Annotated in this window: 15 protein-coding genes and 1 pseudogene; 8 read left to right on the top strand and 8 right to left on the bottom strand. The window is 73.3% G+C overall.

Annotated features, from left to right (window positions below; all coding sequences use genetic code 11):
• Positions 1-209 precede the first annotated feature (209 nt).
• A complete protein-coding gene (locus FHX44_RS05000) occupies positions 210-1439 on the top strand; it encodes a hydrogenase large subunit (RefSeq protein WP_246170215.1) in 1230 nt (409 codons plus the stop codon).
• A gap of 230 nt (positions 1440-1669) precedes the next feature.
• A complete protein-coding gene (locus tag FHX44_RS04995) occupies positions 1670-2116 on the top strand; it encodes a CBS domain-containing protein (RefSeq protein WP_147254380.1) in 447 nt (148 codons plus the stop codon).
• A gap of 63 nt (positions 2117-2179) precedes the next feature.
• Here the strand turns inward: FHX44_RS04995 and FHX44_RS04990 are convergent, their stop codons facing one another.
• The 3 genes from FHX44_RS04990 to FHX44_RS04980 all read right to left on the bottom strand — a co-directional run bounded on the left by FHX44_RS04990 (position 2180) and on the right by FHX44_RS04980 (position 5268).
• Positions 2180-3898, bottom strand: a complete 1719-nt coding sequence (locus FHX44_RS04990) for a SulP family inorganic anion transporter (protein WP_147254379.1) — start codon at positions 3896-3898, stop codon at positions 2180-2182.
• 126 nt (positions 3899-4024) lie between these two features.
• Positions 4025-4882 (bottom strand): universal stress protein, encoded by an 858-nt coding sequence (locus tag FHX44_RS04985; protein WP_170308778.1) that lies wholly within the window; start codon positions 4880-4882, stop codon positions 4025-4027.
• Positions 4879-5268 (bottom strand): CBS domain-containing protein, encoded by a 390-nt coding sequence (locus tag FHX44_RS04980; protein ID WP_212612334.1) that lies wholly within the window; start codon positions 5266-5268, stop codon positions 4879-4881. Before FHX44_RS04980 ends, FHX44_RS04985 begins: the two co-directional genes overlap by 4 nt.
• Before the next feature lie 353 nt (positions 5269-5621).
• Here FHX44_RS04980 and FHX44_RS04975 point away from each other — a divergent pair, with 353 nt between their 5' ends.
• On the top strand, positions 5622-6512 hold the full coding sequence (locus FHX44_RS04975) for a universal stress protein (protein WP_147254376.1): 891 nt from the start codon (positions 5622-5624) through the stop codon (positions 6510-6512).
• Between the two features lie 123 nt (positions 6513-6635).
• On the opposite strand, the gene FHX44_RS04970 is transcribed toward FHX44_RS04975, so the two are convergent.
• Positions 6636-7841: a PQQ-dependent sugar dehydrogenase gene (locus tag FHX44_RS04970; RefSeq protein ID WP_246170214.1), complete on the bottom strand. Its 1206-nt coding sequence runs from the start codon at positions 7839-7841 to the stop codon at positions 6636-6638.
• Between the two features lie 212 nt (positions 7842-8053).
• On the opposite strand from FHX44_RS04970, the gene FHX44_RS04965 reads away from it, so the two are divergent.
• The 5 genes from FHX44_RS04965 to FHX44_RS04945 all read left to right on the top strand — a co-directional run bounded on the left by FHX44_RS04965 (position 8054) and on the right by FHX44_RS04945 (position 13734).
• Entirely contained in the window at positions 8054-9088 is a 1035-nt protein-coding gene (locus FHX44_RS04965; protein ID WP_147254375.1) for a Bug family tripartite tricarboxylate transporter substrate binding protein, read from the top strand.
• A gap of 114 nt (positions 9089-9202) precedes the next feature.
• A complete protein-coding gene (locus tag FHX44_RS04960; RefSeq protein WP_246170213.1) occupies positions 9203-9958 on the top strand; it encodes an IclR family transcriptional regulator domain-containing protein in 756 nt (251 codons plus the stop codon).
• Between the two features lie 160 nt (positions 9959-10118).
• Positions 10119-10859 carry a class II aldolase/adducin family protein gene (locus FHX44_RS04955; RefSeq protein ID WP_147254374.1) on the top strand — a complete coding sequence of 247 codons (741 nt, stop codon included), beginning with the start codon at positions 10119-10121 and terminating at the stop codon, positions 10857-10859.
• Complete coding sequence (locus FHX44_RS04950; protein WP_246170212.1) at positions 10856-12304, top strand: aldehyde dehydrogenase family protein; 1449 nt, start codon at positions 10856-10858, stop codon at positions 12302-12304. Before FHX44_RS04955 ends, FHX44_RS04950 begins: the two co-directional genes overlap by 4 nt.
• The gene (locus tag FHX44_RS04945) at positions 12301-13734 is read left to right on the top strand and encodes an aldehyde dehydrogenase family protein (protein WP_147254373.1); all 1434 of its coding nucleotides are present in this window, start codon (positions 12301-12303) and stop codon (positions 13732-13734) included. The genes FHX44_RS04950 and FHX44_RS04945 overlap by 4 nt, the downstream gene beginning before the upstream one ends.
• A gap of 68 nt (positions 13735-13802) precedes the next feature.
• On the opposite strand, the pseudogene FHX44_RS04940 reads toward FHX44_RS04945, so the two are convergent.
• The 4 genes and pseudogenes from FHX44_RS04940 to FHX44_RS04925 all read right to left on the bottom strand — a co-directional run bounded on the left by FHX44_RS04940 (position 13803) and on the right by FHX44_RS04925 (position 18589).
• Positions 13803-15997, bottom strand: a pseudogene (locus FHX44_RS04940) (xanthine dehydrogenase family protein molybdopterin-binding subunit).
• 5 nt (positions 15998-16002) lie between these two features.
• Entirely contained in the window at positions 16003-16971 is a 969-nt protein-coding gene (locus FHX44_RS04935) for an FAD binding domain-containing protein (protein WP_147254372.1), read from the bottom strand.
• Positions 16971-17582 carry a (2Fe-2S)-binding protein gene (locus FHX44_RS04930; RefSeq protein ID WP_147254371.1) on the bottom strand — a complete coding sequence of 204 codons (612 nt, stop codon included), beginning with the start codon at positions 17580-17582 and terminating at the stop codon, positions 16971-16973. Before FHX44_RS04930 ends, FHX44_RS04935 begins: the two co-directional genes overlap by 1 nt.
• A complete protein-coding gene (locus tag FHX44_RS04925) occupies positions 17579-18589 on the bottom strand; it encodes an aldo/keto reductase (protein ID WP_147254370.1) in 1011 nt (336 codons plus the stop codon). The genes FHX44_RS04930 and FHX44_RS04925 overlap by 4 nt, the downstream gene beginning before the upstream one ends.
• Positions 18590-18676 lie beyond the last annotated feature (87 nt).

Genomic DNA, 18676 nt, shown 5'->3' with positions numbered 1-18676 from the left:
GCGGCCGAGCTGCTGCGCGGCGGCGCCCGGCTCGCGCTCGTCGCCGGCCACGACGACCGACCGATCGGTGGTGGGCTGCGCGCGGTGTACCTGTTCACCGACCCGGCCACGGACGCTCGCACCGAGCTGCACGTCCCGCTCGACCCCGCGAAGCCGCACGTGCCGAGCCTCGCCGACCTGTCGTTCCCGGCGGACGGTTCGAGCGCGAGATGCGCGACCTGTTCGGGATCGTGCCCGTCGGGCATCCGCTGCCGCGGCGGCTGGTGCGCCACTTCCACTGGCCGCAGGGCTGGTACCCGATGCTTTCCGACGCCGGGCCCCCGCCGGAGTTCGGCGACGTCGACGGCCCGTACCCGTTCCACGAGGTCGAGGGCGCCGGCGTGTACGAGATCCCGGTCGGCCCGGTGCACGCCGGCATGATCGGACCTGGCCACTTCCGGTTCTCGGTGGTCGGGGAGACCATCCTCAAGCTCAAGGCCCGGCTCTGGTTCGTCCACCGCGGGCTCGAGAAGCTGGTCCAGGGCAGGATGCCCGCCGAGGCCCTTCCCGTGGCCGAACGGGTCAGCGGCGACACGACAGTGGGCCACACGCTGGCGTTCTGCCAGGCCGTCGAGGACGCCCTGGGAACCCCGGTCACCGAGGACGACAGCCGGCTGCGGATGATCGTCCTCGAGCTCGAGCGGCTGTACAACCACGTCGGCGACATCGGTGCGCTGTGCAACGACGTCGGTCACGGCGTGCTCAACGCGCACGCGTTGCGCATCCGCGAGCGCCTGCTCCGGCTGAACGAACAGGTCGCCGGGCACCGCCTGCTCCGCGGCGCGATCGGCCTCGGGACGGCCACCGTGCTCCGGCTGCCCGACCCCGCCGATCTCGCCGCGATCGCCGACGACGTCGCCGAGGTCGTCGCCCTCGCGCTGGAGCACAGCGTGGTCCGCGACCGCTTCACCGGCACCGCCGTGCTCACCCGCGAGCAGGCGAGCGATCTGGGGGCGCTCGGATACGTCGCCCGCGCCAGTGGTCTCCCGGTCGATGCCCGCCACGACCATCCCACCCTGAGTGCGGCCTTCTCCCACGCGACACATCGCCATACCCGCGGGGACGTTCTCGCCCGCTTCTGTGTCCGCGCCGAAGAAGCCGCCGCGTCCGTCGACATCATCACTGCCTTGGTCGAGCACCTCGGTGGCATGCCGACGAACCAGCCCTCGGCATCCGGCGGGGAGGCCGGACCGGGCGTCGGAATCGTCGAAGGGTGGCGCGGGACGATCGTCCACCGCGTCGAACTCGCCGAGGATGGCACGATCAGTCGTCTCAAGATCGTGGACCCCAGCTTCTTCAACTGGCCGGCGTTGCCGGTCGCGTTGGCCGACACGATCGTTCCGGACTTCCCCCTCGTCAACAAGAGCTTCAACCTGTCCTACGCAGGGAACGACCTCTGACGTTCGCTCGAAACGCTGGACGGAGCGGCGGATCGAAGGGCGACTCGACCGACTTCGACCGGCGCCCGGCCCGCAGCGACGAACACATCCGTCAGGCGAGGTGACGCAGGTCGGTGGAGTCCCGACAGCTGTCGGGACTCCACCGGGTCCATCGCCTCTGGGGCGGGGCCGGGGCGGCGGCGGACGCTGGTCGTGCGGAGCGGTGGCTCCGCGCAACCGAGGAGGCGGCCATGAAGGCACGTGATGTGATGAGCAGTCCGGTGATCTCCCTGAGGCCTCACGTGCCGGCCGATGTCGCCGCGGCGCTGCTTGTCGCGCACGGGTACACGGCTGCGCCGGTGGTGGACGAGGACGGTCTTGTCGTGGGTATCGCGACCGAGGCGGATCTGGTGCGCGGCCGGTTCGTCCCGGACGGCTGGACCGTGGACGAGCGGCCCGAGCCGGTCGTGGCGGACGTGATGACCCATGCGCCCGTGTGCATGCGGCCCGACGACGACCTCGCCGACGTGGTGTCGACGATGCTCGACGCCGGGATCAGGTCCGTACCGATCGTCGAGGACGGTCGCATGGTCGGGATCGTCTCCCGGCGGGACGTCCTGCGTGTCGTGGCCAGGGCCGGAGCCGCGTCGCTGAGCGGGCAGCGGCACATCACCCGCAGGGACCGGGTCATCGGCTGACTCGGCCGGGACACCGCGGCGGGCCCGGGGAACGGGGTTTGGCCGAGCAGCTCGCTGGAACCGTCACGGCGGGTCTGCCGGGCTGGACGCGCGTGCTTCGCGGAAGGCGGCAACTGCGGTGGGGAGCGTCGGGAAGATCCGGTCATCGCCGATCCGTTCCCGCAGTCCGCTTCCGTCCAGGTACCCGAGGAGGTCCTGCTGGACGCGTGCGAGTGCGCATACCACGCCGCGGCGGTCGAGCTCGTCGCAGAGCGCGTGGAGTGCGTCGGCGGCGGTGACGTCGAGTTCGATGATGGCCTCGGTGTTGAGCAGCAGCCACGTGGCGGGCGGGTCGGCGGCATCGACGGCGGCGAGTGCGCGGCGCCGGAAGTCCTCGGCGTTCGCGAAGCACAGCGGGGCGTCATATCGGTAGACGACGAGGCCTGGCTCGGTCGTGGCGTCCGGGTAGTCGTCGACGTCGTGCATCCCGGCGAGGCCGGGGACGAAGCCGAGGATGCCGTCGTGGGGGCGGGAGACCTTGCGCAGCAGGTCGAGGATCGACAGACCCACGGCCGCGAGCACCCCGTAGAGGACGCCGACGGCCAGGACCGCGGCGGTGCTGACGAGGGCGAGCGCCAGCTCGGAGCGGCGGAAGCTGGCGAACCGGCGGAACTCGGGGACATCGATCAAGCGCAGGGCGGCGTACACGACGAGAGCGCCCAGGGCAGCCATCGGGAACGTGGCGAGAACCGGCCCGCCGACGACGAGCACGACCAGGACCGCGAGCACCGTGATGACCGAGCTCAGCTGGCTGCGCGCGCCCAGCGAGTCGCCGATCGCCGTGCGACTGCCGCTGCTGCTGACCGGGAAGCCGTGCAGCAGACCCGACGCGACGTTCGCCGCACCGAGCGCGAGCATCTCCTGGTTCGCGTCGACCGGGTATCCGCGTTTCGTCGCGAAGGCGCGGCCGGTGAGGACGTTGTCGGAGTAGGCAACGATCGTGACGCCGAGCGCCGGGAGCAGCAGGTTCGCCAGATCCACTGCGCTGACCGCGGGTAGCGCAGGTACGGGTAGCCCGCTCGGGACCGCCCCGACGACCTGCACGCCGAGCCGGTCGAGTGACAGCAGCGCGGTTGCGGCGGCGGCCAGCAACACCGCGAGCAGCGGGCCGGGCACGCGCGGGAGCAGCGCCCCGACCACGACCAGGAAGGCGAGCACGGCGACCGACAGCACGAGCGTCGGGACGTGCACCTCTCCGAGGCCGCCGGCGAAGGAGACCAGCTCGGCCAGGAACGTGTCGCCCTCGGTGGGCACCCCGGTCACGTTCTCGAGCTGGCCGGAGATCATGATCAGGGCGATCCCGGCGAGGTAGCCCACCAGCACCGGGCGTGACAGCAGGTCGGCGAGGAAGCCCAGCCGGGCCGCGCGTCCGAGCAGGCAGATGCCGCCCACCAGCAGGGCGAGCACCGCGGCGAGGGCGGCGTAGCGGTGCGGATCGCCGGCGGCGAGCGGGGCGATGGCGATCGCGGTCATCACCGCGGTGGTGGACTCCGGGCCCACCGACAGCTGGCGGGACGACCCGAGGACGGCGTACACAGCCAGCGCGGCGACGGCGGCCCACAGCCCCGTCACCGGGGCGAGCCCCGCTACCTGCGCGTACGCGAGGACTTGCGGTACGAGGTAGGCGGCGACGGTGATGCCGGCGACGGTGTCGGCCCGCACCCGTGGGTGGTCGCGGTGACGGATGGCCGCCAGTCCCGGCCGCAGCCCCGTGCCGATACCGGACCAGGGGCGGGCGCTCATCGCTCCATCGTCGGGCCGCGTCGCCGCGGCGTCCACGGTCCTTCAGGCAGGGTCTGCGGGGTCCGAGGGCCTCTCACCCTCCCCGCGTCCGCGCGTTCCGGGCGTGAGAGCGGCGCGCCGCGCGGATCAGGGTCCGATGAGCGCCCACACCCGTTCGCGGGTCGGGAGCCATGGCGGGCGTGCCTGCAGCGCTGCCGCGGTCGGCACGACCATCACGGGACACGCGCTGGTGCGCAGCAGCGCGTTCGCGGGTGATCCGGTGATGCCGGCGACGAGTGCGCCGCGCGTGGACCGGCCGAGTACGAGCAGCTGTGCCCGGTGGGAGAGCGCCTGGAAGAGCTCGGTGGGCCGGTCCTGTACGACCATCGCATCGATGGGGGCATCGGGGTGGATGATCGTCCACGCGGAGAGCGCATGGTCGAGCTCGCGGCGAACGCGCTGCTCGGCGCCGTCCCACGCCGCGATCGGGTCGGCCCGCGGCCTTCCGAGGTCGAGGGGCGGTTCGGACCAGGCCCGGACCGCGAGCACCTTCGTGCCGCGGTCGGATGCCGCCTGGAAGGCGAGCTCGATGACGTTCGAGGGGGTCCACGGTGCCGCGCCGAGCAGGACCGGGCCGTGCACCGCATCCGGCGACGGATCGCGTGCCGGAACCGTGACCACGGGGCAGTAGGCATCGGCGACGATGACCTCGAGTTCGGGCAGCGTCGCCGGCACGACCAGTGCGGTGGCGCCGATGGACAGCCGGCGCAACAGCGCGCCCGGGGAGTCACCGGACGCTCCTCCGATCACCGGGAGGCCGGGAACCGCGGCCCGCGCGGCCGCGAGGGCGCCCGCGAAGGCGGAGTTGCGTGAGCGGCGGGTGCGCTGCGGTTCGGTGACGACGGTGAGAGGCAACCTGTGACGCTCGGCCTCGCTGGTCGCCCACCTGAGCGCCTGCAGGCCGGCGGGCGACTGGTCGGCGCAGACGACGACGGCGTGGGTCACGACGGGGCGCTCTCGGGATGCGCTCGCTCGTCGGCGAGGGACCGGACGAGATCGGCAGCGGTGACGATGCCGGCCGGCCCGTGGTGGCCGATGACGAGCACGGCGTCCGTGCCGGCGGCGTTCATGCAGCGGGCGGCGTCGGAGCGGCGGGCGGACATGTCCACGGATGTCAGCGGCCGGATCAACCGGCCGACCCGGGTCGCCGCCCGGTCGACGGGGGAGGTCGGACTCGCCGCGAGGTGCTGGATCACGTCGGCCTCCCGGAGCACCGCGCGGCAACGGTTGCCGTAGAACACGGGGAGGTGGTGCACGCCGGCCGAGGCCATGAGCGTGAGGGCGGCCGACGCCGGTGCGTCGGGGGTGAGCCCGATGATTCGCCTGGTCATCATCCTGCTGACGGGCGGATCACCGTCGCGGCTCTCCGGTGGCGCTGCCAGGCGCTGTGGACCGGTTGTCATGACTGTCGCTCCCTTGCGTGCGCTCGGGCCTCCAGCCTCGTGTCGGCGGAGTCACGTCGGCAGGGGCGGAGGTCCCGCGGAACGCGCCCTTAGGTCACCGGACGACGGGTAGGGCCTGGCGCGACGGGCTGGGCTGCCGGTAGCGCGATTCACTACGCGCCCGATCATGCTCGTTCGTCGACGCTCGTCCTGTTCGCGGTGCCCGGTACGGGCCGAACGGCACCCGATTCAGGGCCGGGCGCACCTGCCGAGGGCGCGCCGGAAGGGGGAGTGTCGTCGACATGGATGCATACAGCGGCCGAGCGGTGGTCGTCGGAATCGACGGATCGGAGATCGCCCTGCGAGCAGTGCGCTGGGCCGCAGCGGCGGCCGCCCGGAGCAGGGTCCCCCTGCGCGTGGTGACCGCCTTCGACTGGACCCGGAACCACCCGATCGGCGAGATCAACCTCGGGGCGAGCTACCGGGACATCATGCTGAACGAGGCGCGACGCAACCTCGCCGACGCCGCTGCCGCCGCCGAACGCGCGGCCGAGGGGATCGAGGTGGAGCAGCAGCTCGTCGTCGGGTTCCCGATCGCCGTGCTGACGGCCGAGTCCGAGCACGCCCAGCTGGTGGTGATCGGCGACCGCGGGCTCGGGGGCGTCACCGGGCTCCTGCTGGGCTCCGTCGCCGCCGGGCTGGCCGCGCAGTCGAAGTCCCCGGTGGTCGTCGTCCGCGGGGACGAGGACACCGACCCGGCGGGGCCGATCGTCGTGGGCGTGGACGGAACGCCGCTCAGCGAGGCCGCCCTGGCCTACGCCTACGAGGCCGCGGCCGCGCGTGGCGTGCACCTGGTGGCTGTGCACAGCTGGCGGGGGCTCATCGGCGATCTCGACGTGGCGCCGCTGCTGGACTGGGACGGCATCGAGACCGAGGAACGCGAGGCGCTTTCCGAGCGGCTGGCGGGCTGGGGCGAGAAGTACCCCGACGTGCCGGTGCGGCGCGTCGTCACGAAGGACCGGCCGGCCCACGCGCTGGTCGAGCAGTCCCGGCACGCCCAGCTCGTCGTCGTCGGTTCGCGGGGCCGCGGCAGCTTCACCGGGTTGGTGCTCGGGTCGGTCAGCCACGCCGTGCTGCATCGCTCGCACTGCCCCGTCGCTGTCGTCCGCGCCGTCGCAGGGAGCGAGGGCTGATGAGCGGCGCCGGGTCGGCCGTCGTCGGACTCGTCCTCGCGGTCGTCCTCGTGCTCTTCTCCACGCTTGCGGTGCTCGTGCTGGCGACGGTGGCCGGTCTCGGGTCGGCGCTACCCGGACCGGTCAGGGGGTGGTCAGCTCGACGCGGAGGATCCGGTCGTCCCCGGGGCGGGGGTCGGTCCCTCCCCAGGTCGCCTCGTCGGTGTTGGAGGTGACGATCCACAGCGCGCCGTCCGGTGCGACCTCGACCGCGCGGATCCGGCCGTACTCGCCGATGAAGTGCGGGATCGGCGTCCCCGCGGCGTGCCCGTCCCGCACCGGGAGCTGCCAGAGCCGCTGCCCGGACAGCGCCCCCATCCAGAGCGATTCGCCGGCCAAGGCGATGCCGGACGGTGACGCCTCGTCCGGGTGCAGGGCGAAGACCGGCGGTTCCCCGGTGGCCCCGTCGACACCCTCGGCCTCGGGCCATCCGTAGTCCACGCCCGGCCGCAGGACGTTGACCTCGTCCCACGTGCGGTGGCCGAGCTCCGACGCGTACACCGTGCCGTCCGGGCCGAACGCGATCCCCTGCACGTTGCGGTGTCCCAGCGAGAACACCGCGGTCCCGAGCGGGTTGCCCGCGGCCGGCGAGCCGTCCGGCCGGATCCGCAGCACCTTCCCGTTGAGCGAGTCGGGGTCGGGGGAGCGGCTGCCCTCGAACGCGTCGCCGGTGCCGACCCAGAGGTTGCCGTCCCGGTCGAACGCCAGCTTGCCCCCGTGGTGGCGGTCGGCCGTGCCGATCCCGTCCAGGACGACCCGCTCGACGCTCATCGAGCGCAGGTCCTCGCCGATCCGCACCGCGACGACCCGGTTCGTGGGGTCGGCGGACACGTAGGCGTACACCGTCCGGTCGGCGGCGAAGCCCGGGGAGGCCGCGAGGCCCAGCAAGCCGCCCTCGGCGCTCTCGGCCACACCGGGGACCGTGCCGACCCGCGACGCCGGCCCGCCGCCCGGCGGGACGTGGCTGATGTCCCCCGAGCCACGGCTCGAGACCAACGCCGAACCGTCGGGCAGGAACGTCAGGCCCCAGGGCATGCGCAGCCCCGAGGTCACCTCGGTGACCGCGCCCGGCGTCGCGACCTCGACGGGCGTCACCGGCTCTCGCGGGGTGGCCGTCACCGGTGGGACCACCGGGCTGACCGCGGGCGCGCTGTCGTCGTCGGGGTAGTTGCGGGTGGGGACGCCGGCGGGGACGGAGCCCGGGGCGTCGTCCGGCGCGGCCGCGCACCCGGTTGCCAGCGCGAGCGCGACCAGTGTCGGCAACGCGGTACGGAGTCGGTTCGAGATCACGATGATCGCCCACCTCCCGGGGGCAGCGGTGCAGCGAGTGCTACCGCTGGAAACGTCGAAATGATAGCGACGATACCTCAGGCGCTAACGTAGCACTGTTAGCGACTGTCGGGCCGTGCGTCTTGACTGCAGCGGAACGGCATGGTGTCCTGAGATGGCGAAAGATTTTCGTTAAGCGAAACGCCTGTCATCGTCGACGGAAGGGTGGCTCCATGCCTCGCACGAGTTGGTCACGCCGGACGGCCGCCGTGGCCGTGTCGCTGACGGCCCTGGCCGGATGCACGATCGGCGGTCCGGAAGCCGCACCGGCGCCGGCCGACGGGTGCGCGGCCCTGGAGGGGCAGACCGTCACCCTCGTCGCGCCGGCCAGTCCCGGTGGCGGCTTCGACACGCTCGCGCGCATCATCGCCGAGCCGCTCGGTGGCGAACTGGGCGCGCAGGTCATCGTGGAGAACCGGCCGGGTGCCGGCGGGCTGCTCGCCGTCAACCGCCTCGTCAACGCCCCGGCCGACGGCAGGCAGATCGCCCTGATGAACGGCACGGGAGCGGCGGCCTCGGTCCTCGGTGAGGCCGAGGGCGCGGACTTCGCGTTGCGCGACCTGTCCTACATCGGCCGGCTCGCCAGCGAGGACACGCTGCTGGTGACGTCCCCGCAAGGGGGTACCTGGCAGGACGCGCTGGCGTCACCCGACTTCCGCTTCGGCTCGACCGGTCCCGGTGGCACCGACTACGCCACCGCGACGGTGCTCATCGAGGCCTTCGGGCTGCGCGGCCGGATCGTCACCGGCTTCCCGGGGCAGAGCGAGGCCATGCTCGCGCTGCTGCAGGGCAACATCGACGGCCTGATCGGGACGGCCGACGACCGCAGGCCGCCGATCGAGTCGGGCGAGGTCGTGCCGATCCTGTCGATCACGCCCGAGCGCGCCGACGTGGCGCCGGACGCCCCGGCGATCGGTGAGCTGGACCTCCGGCCGGAGCAGCGGAGCCTGCTCGACGCGCTGCTGACGCTCAACGAGCTCGGACGTCCGCTGGTGGGGCCGGCCGGCATCGAGCCGGGCACGCTGGAGTGCCTGCGCACGGCGTTCGCCACGGTCGCCCAGGATCCCGACGTGGTGGCCACGGCCGCCCAGCAGCGCCGCCGGATCGGCTACGTGTCCGGTCAGGAGCTCGACGCGGTGGTCGGCAGGATCGAGGCTCTTCCCCCGGAGTTCGTCGGGATCCTGCGCGAGGCGCTGAGCCGCCCGTGAGTCGGCCGGTAGGGTCGGTGATCACGGCGAGAGCGGCCGCTTCTTGACAGATGCCCGCCGTTTTTCGTATAACGAAGCGTGTCCGATGCTGCGGATGGTGTTCGTCCTGCGCCCGTGCGTGAGCGGGCGGAGGTGATGGCCGGCCTCGCCAAGGGGCTGCGGATCATCGAGGCCTTCGACGAGGCCCACCCGAAGCTCACGGTCTCCACCGCGGCCGAGGCGGCGGGCATCACGCCGGCGGCGGCCCGCCGCTGCCTGCTCACCATGCAGGAGCTGGGGTACGTCAGTCACGACGGCAAGTTCTTCCGGCCCACCCCCCGGATGCAGCGCCTCGGCGGCTCCTACAGCGGCAGCGCGCCGTTGCCGGTGCTCGCCCAGCCGCACCTGCAGGTGGTGCGTGACGAGCTCGGGGAGTCCGCGTCGCTGGCGGTGCTCGACGGCTCGCACGTCACGTTCGTCGCCCGGGTGGAGTCGCAGCGCATCGTGACCATGAACGTGCGCCTCGGTGCCCGCCTGCCGGCGCATGCGTCCGCCACCGGGCGACTGCTGCTGTCGGCCCTGCCCGACGAGGAGATCGACCGCCACCTCGAGGGGTGCGTGCCGGAGCGCACGGGCCCGAACACCGTCACCGACGTCGCGGAGATCCGCAGGCGGATCCTCGCGGTGCGCGAGTCCGGGGTGTCGTTCACCGACGAAGAGCTGGAGCTCGGCATCCGGACCGTCGCCGTGCCGGTGGTCGACGCGGCCGGCCGGACCCACGCCGCGCTGAGCCTCGCCGTGCTCGCCAGCCGGACCTCGATGGACGAGCTGCGCGAGCGGCACGTCCCGGTCATGCAGCGCGAGGCCGCCCGGCTCGGCCAGATGCTCTGACCTTCCTCGTCTCCTGACAGCGCCGCGGCGTGAACGCCGCCGGCGCTCGCTGTGTGCGCTCTCGAACGCGCAGGTCACCGGCTTGTCAGTGCGGAGACCCTCTGTTAGATTCCAAACCCGCAAGTTCTTCGAATAGCGAAACTCGACGCACAGGAGGCGCATGTCCGCCCTCGAACGCGCGGTCCGTGATCTGGTGATCGCCAACCGGGTGCTGGCCAACGAAGGCGTGCTCGACGCGTACGGGCACGTGAGCGTCCGGCACCCCGACGACCCGCAGCGCTACCTGCTGTCGCGCTCGCTGGGCCCGGAGCACGTGACCCCCGACGACATCGTCGAGTTCACCCTCGACGGCACGGCGGTCTCCGACGACCGCCCGCCCTACCTCGAACGCTTCATCCACGGCGCCGTGTACGCCGCGCGGCCGGAGGTCGACTGCGTGGTGCACGGCCACACCGCGGCCGTCCTGCCCTACACGATCACGGACGTGCCGCTGCGGGCGGTCGTCCACGACGCCAGCGACATCGGCTCGGAGATCCCGCTGTGGGACATCCGCGAGGAGTTCGGTGACGGCACGGACATGCTCGTCCGCACCGCGGAGATGGGGGAGTCGCTGGCCCGGCGGCTCGGCGCGCACAGCGTCGTGCTCATGCGCGGCCACGGCTTCGCGGCGGCCGGCCGGTCGCTGGTGATGACCGTGCGCATGTGCGTCTACCTGGGCCGCAACGCGCAGGTGCAGACGATCGCCGCCGCCATGGGCGGCGAGGTGGTGGCGCTGACCGACGCCGAGATCGGGGCCCGGCGCGCCTACGACCCCGAGTCGCCTGCCATGCGCCGGGGCTGGAACGCCTGGGCCGAACGCGCGGGCTGTGCAGATCTCCTCGACGGACAGGGAGCACCGTGAACGACACCGACCTCAGGATGAGCATCGGCGGCCAGTGGGTGCCCGCGGCGGACGGCGCCACGCTGCCCGTCGTCGACCCCGCCACCGAGGAACGGATCGGCACGATCCCGGCCGGCGGCGCGAAGGACGTGGCCGCCGCGGTGGAGGCGGCCGCGGACGCCGCGCCCGGCTGGGCGGCCCGGCCCTGGCTCGACCGCGGTGAGCTGCTGCGGGAGCTGGCCGGCCGCATCGAGGAGCGCGTCGACGAGCTCGCGATGATGGACGCGGTCGACGGCGGCAATCCCGTCAGCGGGATGCGCGGGGACGTGCGCCGCGCCGTCGAGGAGGTCCGCTACTACGCCGGGCTCGGCGGCGAGCTCAAGGGCGACACCGTGCCCTGGACCGAGCAGCAGTTCGGGCAGACCTTCCGCGAGCCGTACGGCGTGGTCGGCCGCATCACCGCCTACAACCACCCGTTGCAGTTCGCCGTCACGAAGGTCGCGGCCCCTCTGATCGCGGGCAACAGCGTCGTCCTCAAGCCGTCGGAGCACACCTCGATGTCGGCGCTGCGGTTCGCCGAGCTCGCCCAGGACGTGCTTCCGCCGGGGGTGCTCAACGTCGTGACGGGCACCGGGATCGGCGCCGGTGCTCCGCTCGTCGAGCACCCGGACGTCCCGCGCATCTCCTTCACCGGTGGCGTCCCCACCGGCCGGGCGATCCTGCGCGCGGCGGCGGAGCACATCAAGCACGTCTCGCTGGAGCTGGGCGGGAAGAACCCGATGATCGTCTGCCCCGACGTCGACCTCGCGGCCGCGGCCCGGGCGGCGGTCGCCGGCATGGGCCTGCGACGCTCCACCGGCCAGTCGTGCCAGTCGACCTCCCGGATCCTCGTGCACGCCTCGATCGCCGACGAGCTCACCGCGCGCATTCTGGAGATCATCGGCGGGCTGCGGATCGGCGATCCCCGCGACGACGACGTGGAGATCGGCCCGCTGTGCTTCCGCGAGCACCACGAGCGCGTGCTGGGCTACATCGAGATCGGCAAGGCCGAGGGCGCCCGGCTGCTCACCGGCGGCGGGCGGCCCGACGGCCTCGACCGCGGCTTCTACGTGGCGCCGACCGTGTTCGCCGACGTCACGCCGGACATGCGGATCGCGAACGAGGAGATCTTCGGGCCGGTCATCTCGATCATGACGTGGCGGGACGAGGCCGAGGCGATCGCGCTCGCCAACGGCGTGGAGTACGGCCTCACGGCGAACATCTGGACCAACGACTTCTCCGCCGTCCACCGCATCGCGCGCGCGGTCGAGGCCGGCACGGTGTGGATCAACGGCGCAGCCGGGGCGCGGCCGGTCGGCGTTCCGTTCGGCGGCTACAAGCACAGCGGGCTCGGCCGGGAGGCCTGCCTCGGTGAGGCGCTGAGCTTCACCCGGGAGAAGAGCTTGATCCTCACCTTCCCGGCATGAGCGTCTTCTCCCCGGAGCCCGCCCGGCATCTCGTCGGCGGCGACTGGCTGGCGCACGGCGATCTCGCCGCTTCCGTCGACCCGGCCACCGACGAGCAGCTGGGCGTGTTCCGCGACGGAGGGGCCGAGGTCGCCCGCGCCGCGATCGACGCCGCGGCCACCGCGTTCGCCCGTGGACGGTGGCGGATCGACCACGAGCTGCGGGCCCGCGTGCTGTGGGATTTCGCCGACGCGCTCGACCGCAATGCCGAGCGCCTGTCGACCGCGCTCACGCTGGAGAACGGCAAACCCCTCGTGCAGTCCACCGCGGAGGTCGGGCGGGCGGCGGGCAAGCTGCGCTACCACGCCGGGCTCGCGCTCACCGACCTCGGCACGGCGGCGCGGTCCGCCACCGGTTCCGTCTCGATGCTGGTCAAGGAGCCGGTCGGGGTGGCCGGGGTGATCGTGCCGTGGAACTCGCCGGTCATCCTGGCGATCCGCAGCGTGGCCCCGGCCCTCGCCGCCGGGTGCACCGCGGTGGTGAAGATGCCGGCCCAGACGGCGTTGACGGGCGCGTTGCTCGCCGAGGTGCTCGCGGGCGTGCCGGCGCTGCCGCCGGGCGTGCTGAACGTCGTCACCGAGTCCGGCGACGGCGCCGCGCGGGAACTGGTGGCGGACCCGCGGGTCGCGGTGGTCAGTTACACCGGCAGCACGGCCGTCGGGGCACGGATCATGGCGGCGGCAGGTGCGCAGCTCAAGCGGGTGTCGCTCGAGCTGGGCGGCAAGACCCCCATGGTCGTGTTCGCCGACGCCGACCTGGACGCCGCCGTGCCCGTTCTCGCCGCCGGGGTCACCCGGTTCGCCGGGCAGTTCTGCATGGCGGGAAGCCGCATCCTGGTGCAGCGCCCGATCGCCGACGAGCTGTGCGTCCGACTCCGCGACACGCTCGCCGCGACCGTGCTGGGGCCGGGCATCGAGCCGGCCACCCAGCTCGGACCGCTGATCGACCACGCCGCCGTGCACCGCGTCGACGGCCTGGTCGCACGCGCGGACGGCGCCGAACCGGTGCTGTGCGGCGGGCCGACTCCCGGTCCCGGCTCGTTCTACCGGCCGGCCCTGTTCGCCGTGCAGGACCTCCAATCGCCGCTCGTCCAGGAGGAGATCTTCGGGCCGGTGGCGACCATCGAGGTGTTCGACGACGAGGACGACGCCGTCCACCGGGCCGGTGCCACCCGGTACGGGCTCGCGGCTTCGGTGTGGACGAGCGACGGCGCCCGCGCCCAGCGCGTTGCGGCCGCCATGCACGCCGGCACGGTGTGGATCAACGACTGGGCCAGGATCGTCGACCGCTTCGAGGAGGGCGGCTACAAGCACAGCGGGCTCGGCCGGCTCGGCGGCCCCGGTGGACTGGCCGAGTTCCAGGAGGTCAAGCACGTCTACTGCGCACCCTGACCGCGGCTCCCCGGCGGCGGGGCCGCCTCCCGGTCCGGGAGGCGGCCCCGCGGTGCGCGTCCGGCTCGTCAGGTCGCCGGTGGGGCCAGGACCTTGTCCTGGGTGAGCGGCAGGTCGCGGATGCGCCGTCCCGTGGCGTGGTACACGGCGTTGCCGATCGCGGCGGTGGCCCCGGTCGAGGGGGTCTCGCCGAAGCCGCGGGCGCCGAGCGCCGGGCTGGCCGGGTCGGGCTCGTCGATGAAGCTCACCTCGATCTCGGGGACGTCGGCGTTGACCGGGACGAGGTAGCCCGACAGGTTCGGCGTGACGATCCGCCCGAGGTGCGGATCGACGAGCGTGTGCTCGGTCAGGGCGATGCCGATGCCCCAGATCGCCCCGCCGACGGCCTGGCTGCGTGCGGTCTGGTGGTTGAGCACCCGGCCGGGGTCGAACACGCCCACCAGCCTGGTGACGCGCACCCGGCCGACCGCGGGGTCGACGTGGACCTCGGCGAACACCGCGCCGGTCGAGTAGCCGAGCGGTGCGGGCACCGGCGAGCTGGTGACCACCTCCGCCCGGCCGTGGTACCCCATGAGGTCGCGGTAGCTGATCCGCCGCGACGGCATGGCCGTGGCGAACAGGTGCCCCTCGGCCACCCCGACCTGCTCGGGCGCCACGCCGTGCAGGGGTGAACGGGGATCGGCGACGGCGATGGCGATCGCGCGGTCCCGCGCCTGCGTGCAGGCCCGCACGACGCCGGCCCGACCGCGGGCACGGTCGACGATGCCGCGGAGGCGAACGCCGGCGGGAAGTCCGTGTCCCCCAGCTCGAAGGTCACCGTGTGCAGGTGCATGCCCAGGGTGTCCGCGGCGACCTGCGTCATCACGGTGGAGGTGCCGGTGCCGATGTCGTGCGTGGCGCACTGGACGGTCGCGGTGCCGTCCGGGCCGAGGGCGACCCGGACGCCGGCGCCGGGCCGGTTGCCCGCGGTGTGGGCCGCGGTGGCCATGCCCCAGCCGACCAGGGCGTCGCCGTCGCGCATCGAACCGGGGCGGGGGTCCCGGCGGGCCCACCCGAACGCCTCGGCGCCGCGGCGGTAGCACTCGACGAGGTGGTTGCTGCCGTGCGGCACGCCGGTGTCCTGGTTGATCGCGGAGTGGTTGCGGATCCGCAGCTCCACCGGGTCGACGCCGAGCGCGACGGCCAGCTCGTCCAGCGCGGACTCGAGGGCGTGGACGGCCGCCGTCTCGGGGGAGCGGACGAAGCTCTGCGTCGGCATGTCCAGCCGCACCGCGCGCTGGGTGGAGCGCAGGTTCGGGACGGCGTAGAGCATCCGGATCGGCTCGGCGCCGTTGCCCATGAACTCGTCGGTGCGCGAGACGTGCTGGGTGAGGACGTGCTCGATCGCGGTCAGCCGCCCGTCCCGGTCCGCGCCGATGCGCAGGCGCTGGTGCGTCGCGGCGCGGTGGCCGTTGGAGGTGTAGGTCTGCGCGCGGGTCAGCACGAGCTTCACGGGCTGTCCGACACGGCGGGCAGCGGCCGCGGTCAGCAGGGTGTGCGGCCATACCGGTCCCTTGGATCCGAACCCGCCGCCGAGGTACGGGGAGAGCACCCGGACGTTCGCGGGTGGCAGCCGGAACGCCTGGGCCAGGGCGTTGCGCGTCGCGTTGATGTACTGGGCGGACTCGTGGACGGTGAGCCGGTCGCCGTCCCACTGCGCGACCGTCGCCGAGGGCTCCAGCGAGTTGTGGTGCTGCAACGGCGTGAGGTACTCGGCGTCGACGACGGCGTGCGCTGCGGCGAATCCGGCGTCCGGGTCGCCGCGGACGACGTCGTTGTGCTCCACCGGGGTCGGCGGGGGCACGTAGGCCGTGGGCATGCCTTCGGCCAGCGTCACCGCGGGTTGCTCGGCCGCGTACTCGACGTCGACCAGGGTGGCGGCGTGCTGTGCCTGCTCCAGCGTGCCCGCCACGACGACGGCGATGGGCTGCCCGGCGTAGCGGACGACGTCGTCCTGCACCGGTACGAACCGCTGGAAGTACGCGGTGGCCAGATCGGCGTTGGGCAGGGCGAGCCGGGGCATGGTGCGGTGCGTGAGCACCGCGAGCACGCCCGGCGCCGCCTCGGCGGCACGGGTGTCGATGCGAGCGATCCGGCCGCGGGCGATCGTGCTCATCACCAGGGTGCCGTGGGTCAGCCCGGCCACCTGGACGTCCGCGGCGTACCGGGCGGCGCCGGTGACCTTCGCGTCGCCGTCGAGCCGGGCGATCGGCCGTCCGACCATGGTGGTCATCGCATGCCTCCGAGGACGTCGGCGAGTGCCCGTTGCACGAGGTCCACCTTGAACGCGTTGTGCCGGCGGGGTACCGCGTCGCGGACCAGCGCCCGGCCGGCCGCCTGCGTGGTGGCGGCGGTCAGCGGCCTGCCGACGAGGGCCTGCTCGGCCTCGGGCGACCGCCACGGCCGGGTGCCGATCCCGCCGAAGGCGAGCCGCGCCTCCTGGACGACGCCGCCGGCGAGCCGGACCACGGCGGCGACCGAGACCACGGCGAACTCGAACGTCGCCCGGTCCCGCAGCTTGAGGTAGCGCGAACGCGTGCCTGGGCCGGGGACGGGCACGTCGACGCTCGTGATCAGTTCCCCCGGGCGGAGCGCGGTCTCCCGGTCGGGGGTGCTCCCCGGCTGCAGGTAGAACTCGGCCACCGGGATGCGGCGTTCGCCGTCCCCGTGCAGGGTGTTCACCGTGGCGCCCAGCGCGGTGAGGGCCACGGCGAGGTCGGACGGGTGCACGGCGATGCAGTGCTCGCTGCCCCCGAGGACCGCGTGCCACCGGTTGACCCCGTCGAGAGCGGGGCAGCCGCTGCCGGGCACGCGCTTGTTGCACGGCATGGTCGCGTCGCGGAAGTACCAGCACCTGGTGCGCTGCAGCAGGTTTCCACCGATCGAGGCCATGTTGCGGATCTGCGGTGACGCCCCGGCGAGCAGCGCCTCGACCAGCACCGGGACGGCGGTCACCGCGGGGTCGGCGGCGACGTCGCTCATCCGGGCCGTCGCGCCGATGCGCACCCGGCCTTGCGAGGCGTCGACCTCGGCCAGATCGAGGGCGTTGAGGTCGACGAGCAGATCGTGCTCCTGCACCCCGTCCTTCATCAGGTTCAACAAGTCGGTCCCACCTGCGACGAACCGGGCGTGCGGCGGGCCGGCCAGCCGTACCGCCTCCTCCGGCCCGGCCGCGCGCGCGTAGGCGAAGTCGCGCATCAGCGCACCTCCTCGGCGGCCTCGCGGACCGCGGCCACGATGTTCGGGTAGCAGCTGCACCGGCAGAGGTTTCCGCTCATCCACTCGCGGATCTCGGCGTCGGACGACGTGTGCCCCTCCTCGATGACCGCGACGGCCGACATGATCTGGCCCGGCGTGCAGAAGCCGCACTGCAGACCGTCCTGCCGGACGAACGCGGCCTGGACCGGGTGCAGCTCGCCGCCACGGGCCAGGCCCTCGACGGTCGTGACCTCGCGGCCGTCCTGCATCACGGCCAGCGTCATGCAGGACTTGATCCGCCGGCCGTCGACCAGGACCGTGCAGGCACCGCACTCGCCGCGGTCGCACCCCTTCTTGGTGCCGGTCAGCCCCATCCGCTCGCGCAGGGCGTCCAGCAGGGTGACGCGCGGTTCCACGCTGAGCGCGCGGACCTCGCCGTTGACCCGCAGCGCGACCTCCCGCGGCCCGGAGGTGGGCGGAACCGATTCGAGCGTCGACGAGCAGGCCGCCAGGGGGAGCGCCGCGACAGCCGTACCGGCGGCTCCCGCTTTCAGCACCGTCCGCCTGCCGATCTCGAGCGGGGCCGGCGTCCCTTCGGGAGGCGTGGTCACGAGCGGGCCGTCTCGCTGTCCAGGACGGCCATCTGCTGCTCGGGGTAGCGCTCGCCCGCGACGGCGCCCGCGGGCACGGCCGCCTCGATCGCCGCGCGGTCGTCGTCGCTCAGCACGAGGTCGGCGGCGGCGAGCGACTCCTGGAGGCGGTCGCGGCGCCGGGCGCCGACGAGCGGCACGACGTCGGTGCCGCGGGAGGCGACCCACGCGATGGCGACCTGCGCGACCGTGGCCCCGATCGAGTCCGCGACGGTGCGCAGGGCGTCGACGAGGGCGAGGTTGGTCGTCAGGTTCTCGCCCTGGAAGCGGGGCACGTGCCCGCGGAAGTCGGTCCCGGTCAGCGCGCGGTCGGGCGTCCAGTGGCCGGACAGCAGGCCGCGGGAGAGCACGCCGTAGGCGGTGATGCCGATACCGAGCTCGCGCGCGGTGGGCAGGATCTCGGCCTCGATGCCCCGCGAGAGCAGGGAGTACTCGATCTGCAGGTCGCTGATCGGGTGCACGGCGGCGGCCCGCCGCAGTGTCGCGGCGCCGACCTCCGAGAGCCCGATGTGGCGGACGTAGCCGGCCTCGACCATCCCGGCGATGGCGCCGACGGTGTCCTCGATCGGGACGTCCGCGTTGAGCCGGGTCGGGCGGTAGATGTCGACGTGGTCGGTGCCGAGCCGGCGCAGGGTGTACGCCAGGCGGTCCTTGACGGCGACGGGGTCGGTCTCGGGCGGGGCGGGTTGGAAGGCACCGTCGGGGCTGCGCCTGCCGCCGAACTTGACGCTGATCACGACGTCGTCGCGGTCGCGCTGCCGGAGCGCGTCGCGGATCAGCATCTCGTTGTGACCGGAGCCGTAGAAGTCCCCGGTGTCGATCAGGGTGATCCCGGCGTCGATCGCCGCGTGGATCGTGGCGATGCTCTCGGCCTCGTCGGCGGGGCCGTAGAGGTCGGACATGCCCATGGCGCCGAGTCCCAGTGCGGAGACCTCCGGGCCGTCGGCGCCGAGCTTGCGGGTGTCCATCGTCGTGCTCCTCGTGTCGTGTGGACTGCTTCCACTGATAACCGAAGCACGTTTCCATCGTTACCGCAACTGGTGCTAACAGTGGCG

The organism is Pseudonocardia hierapolitana (assembly GCF_007994075.1).
GTDB classification, from domain to species: Bacteria; Actinomycetota; Actinomycetes; order Mycobacteriales; family Pseudonocardiaceae; genus Pseudonocardia; species Pseudonocardia hierapolitana.
The sequence above is the reverse complement of the archived record's forward strand: the minus strand, read 5'-3'. Positions and strand labels throughout refer to the sequence as shown.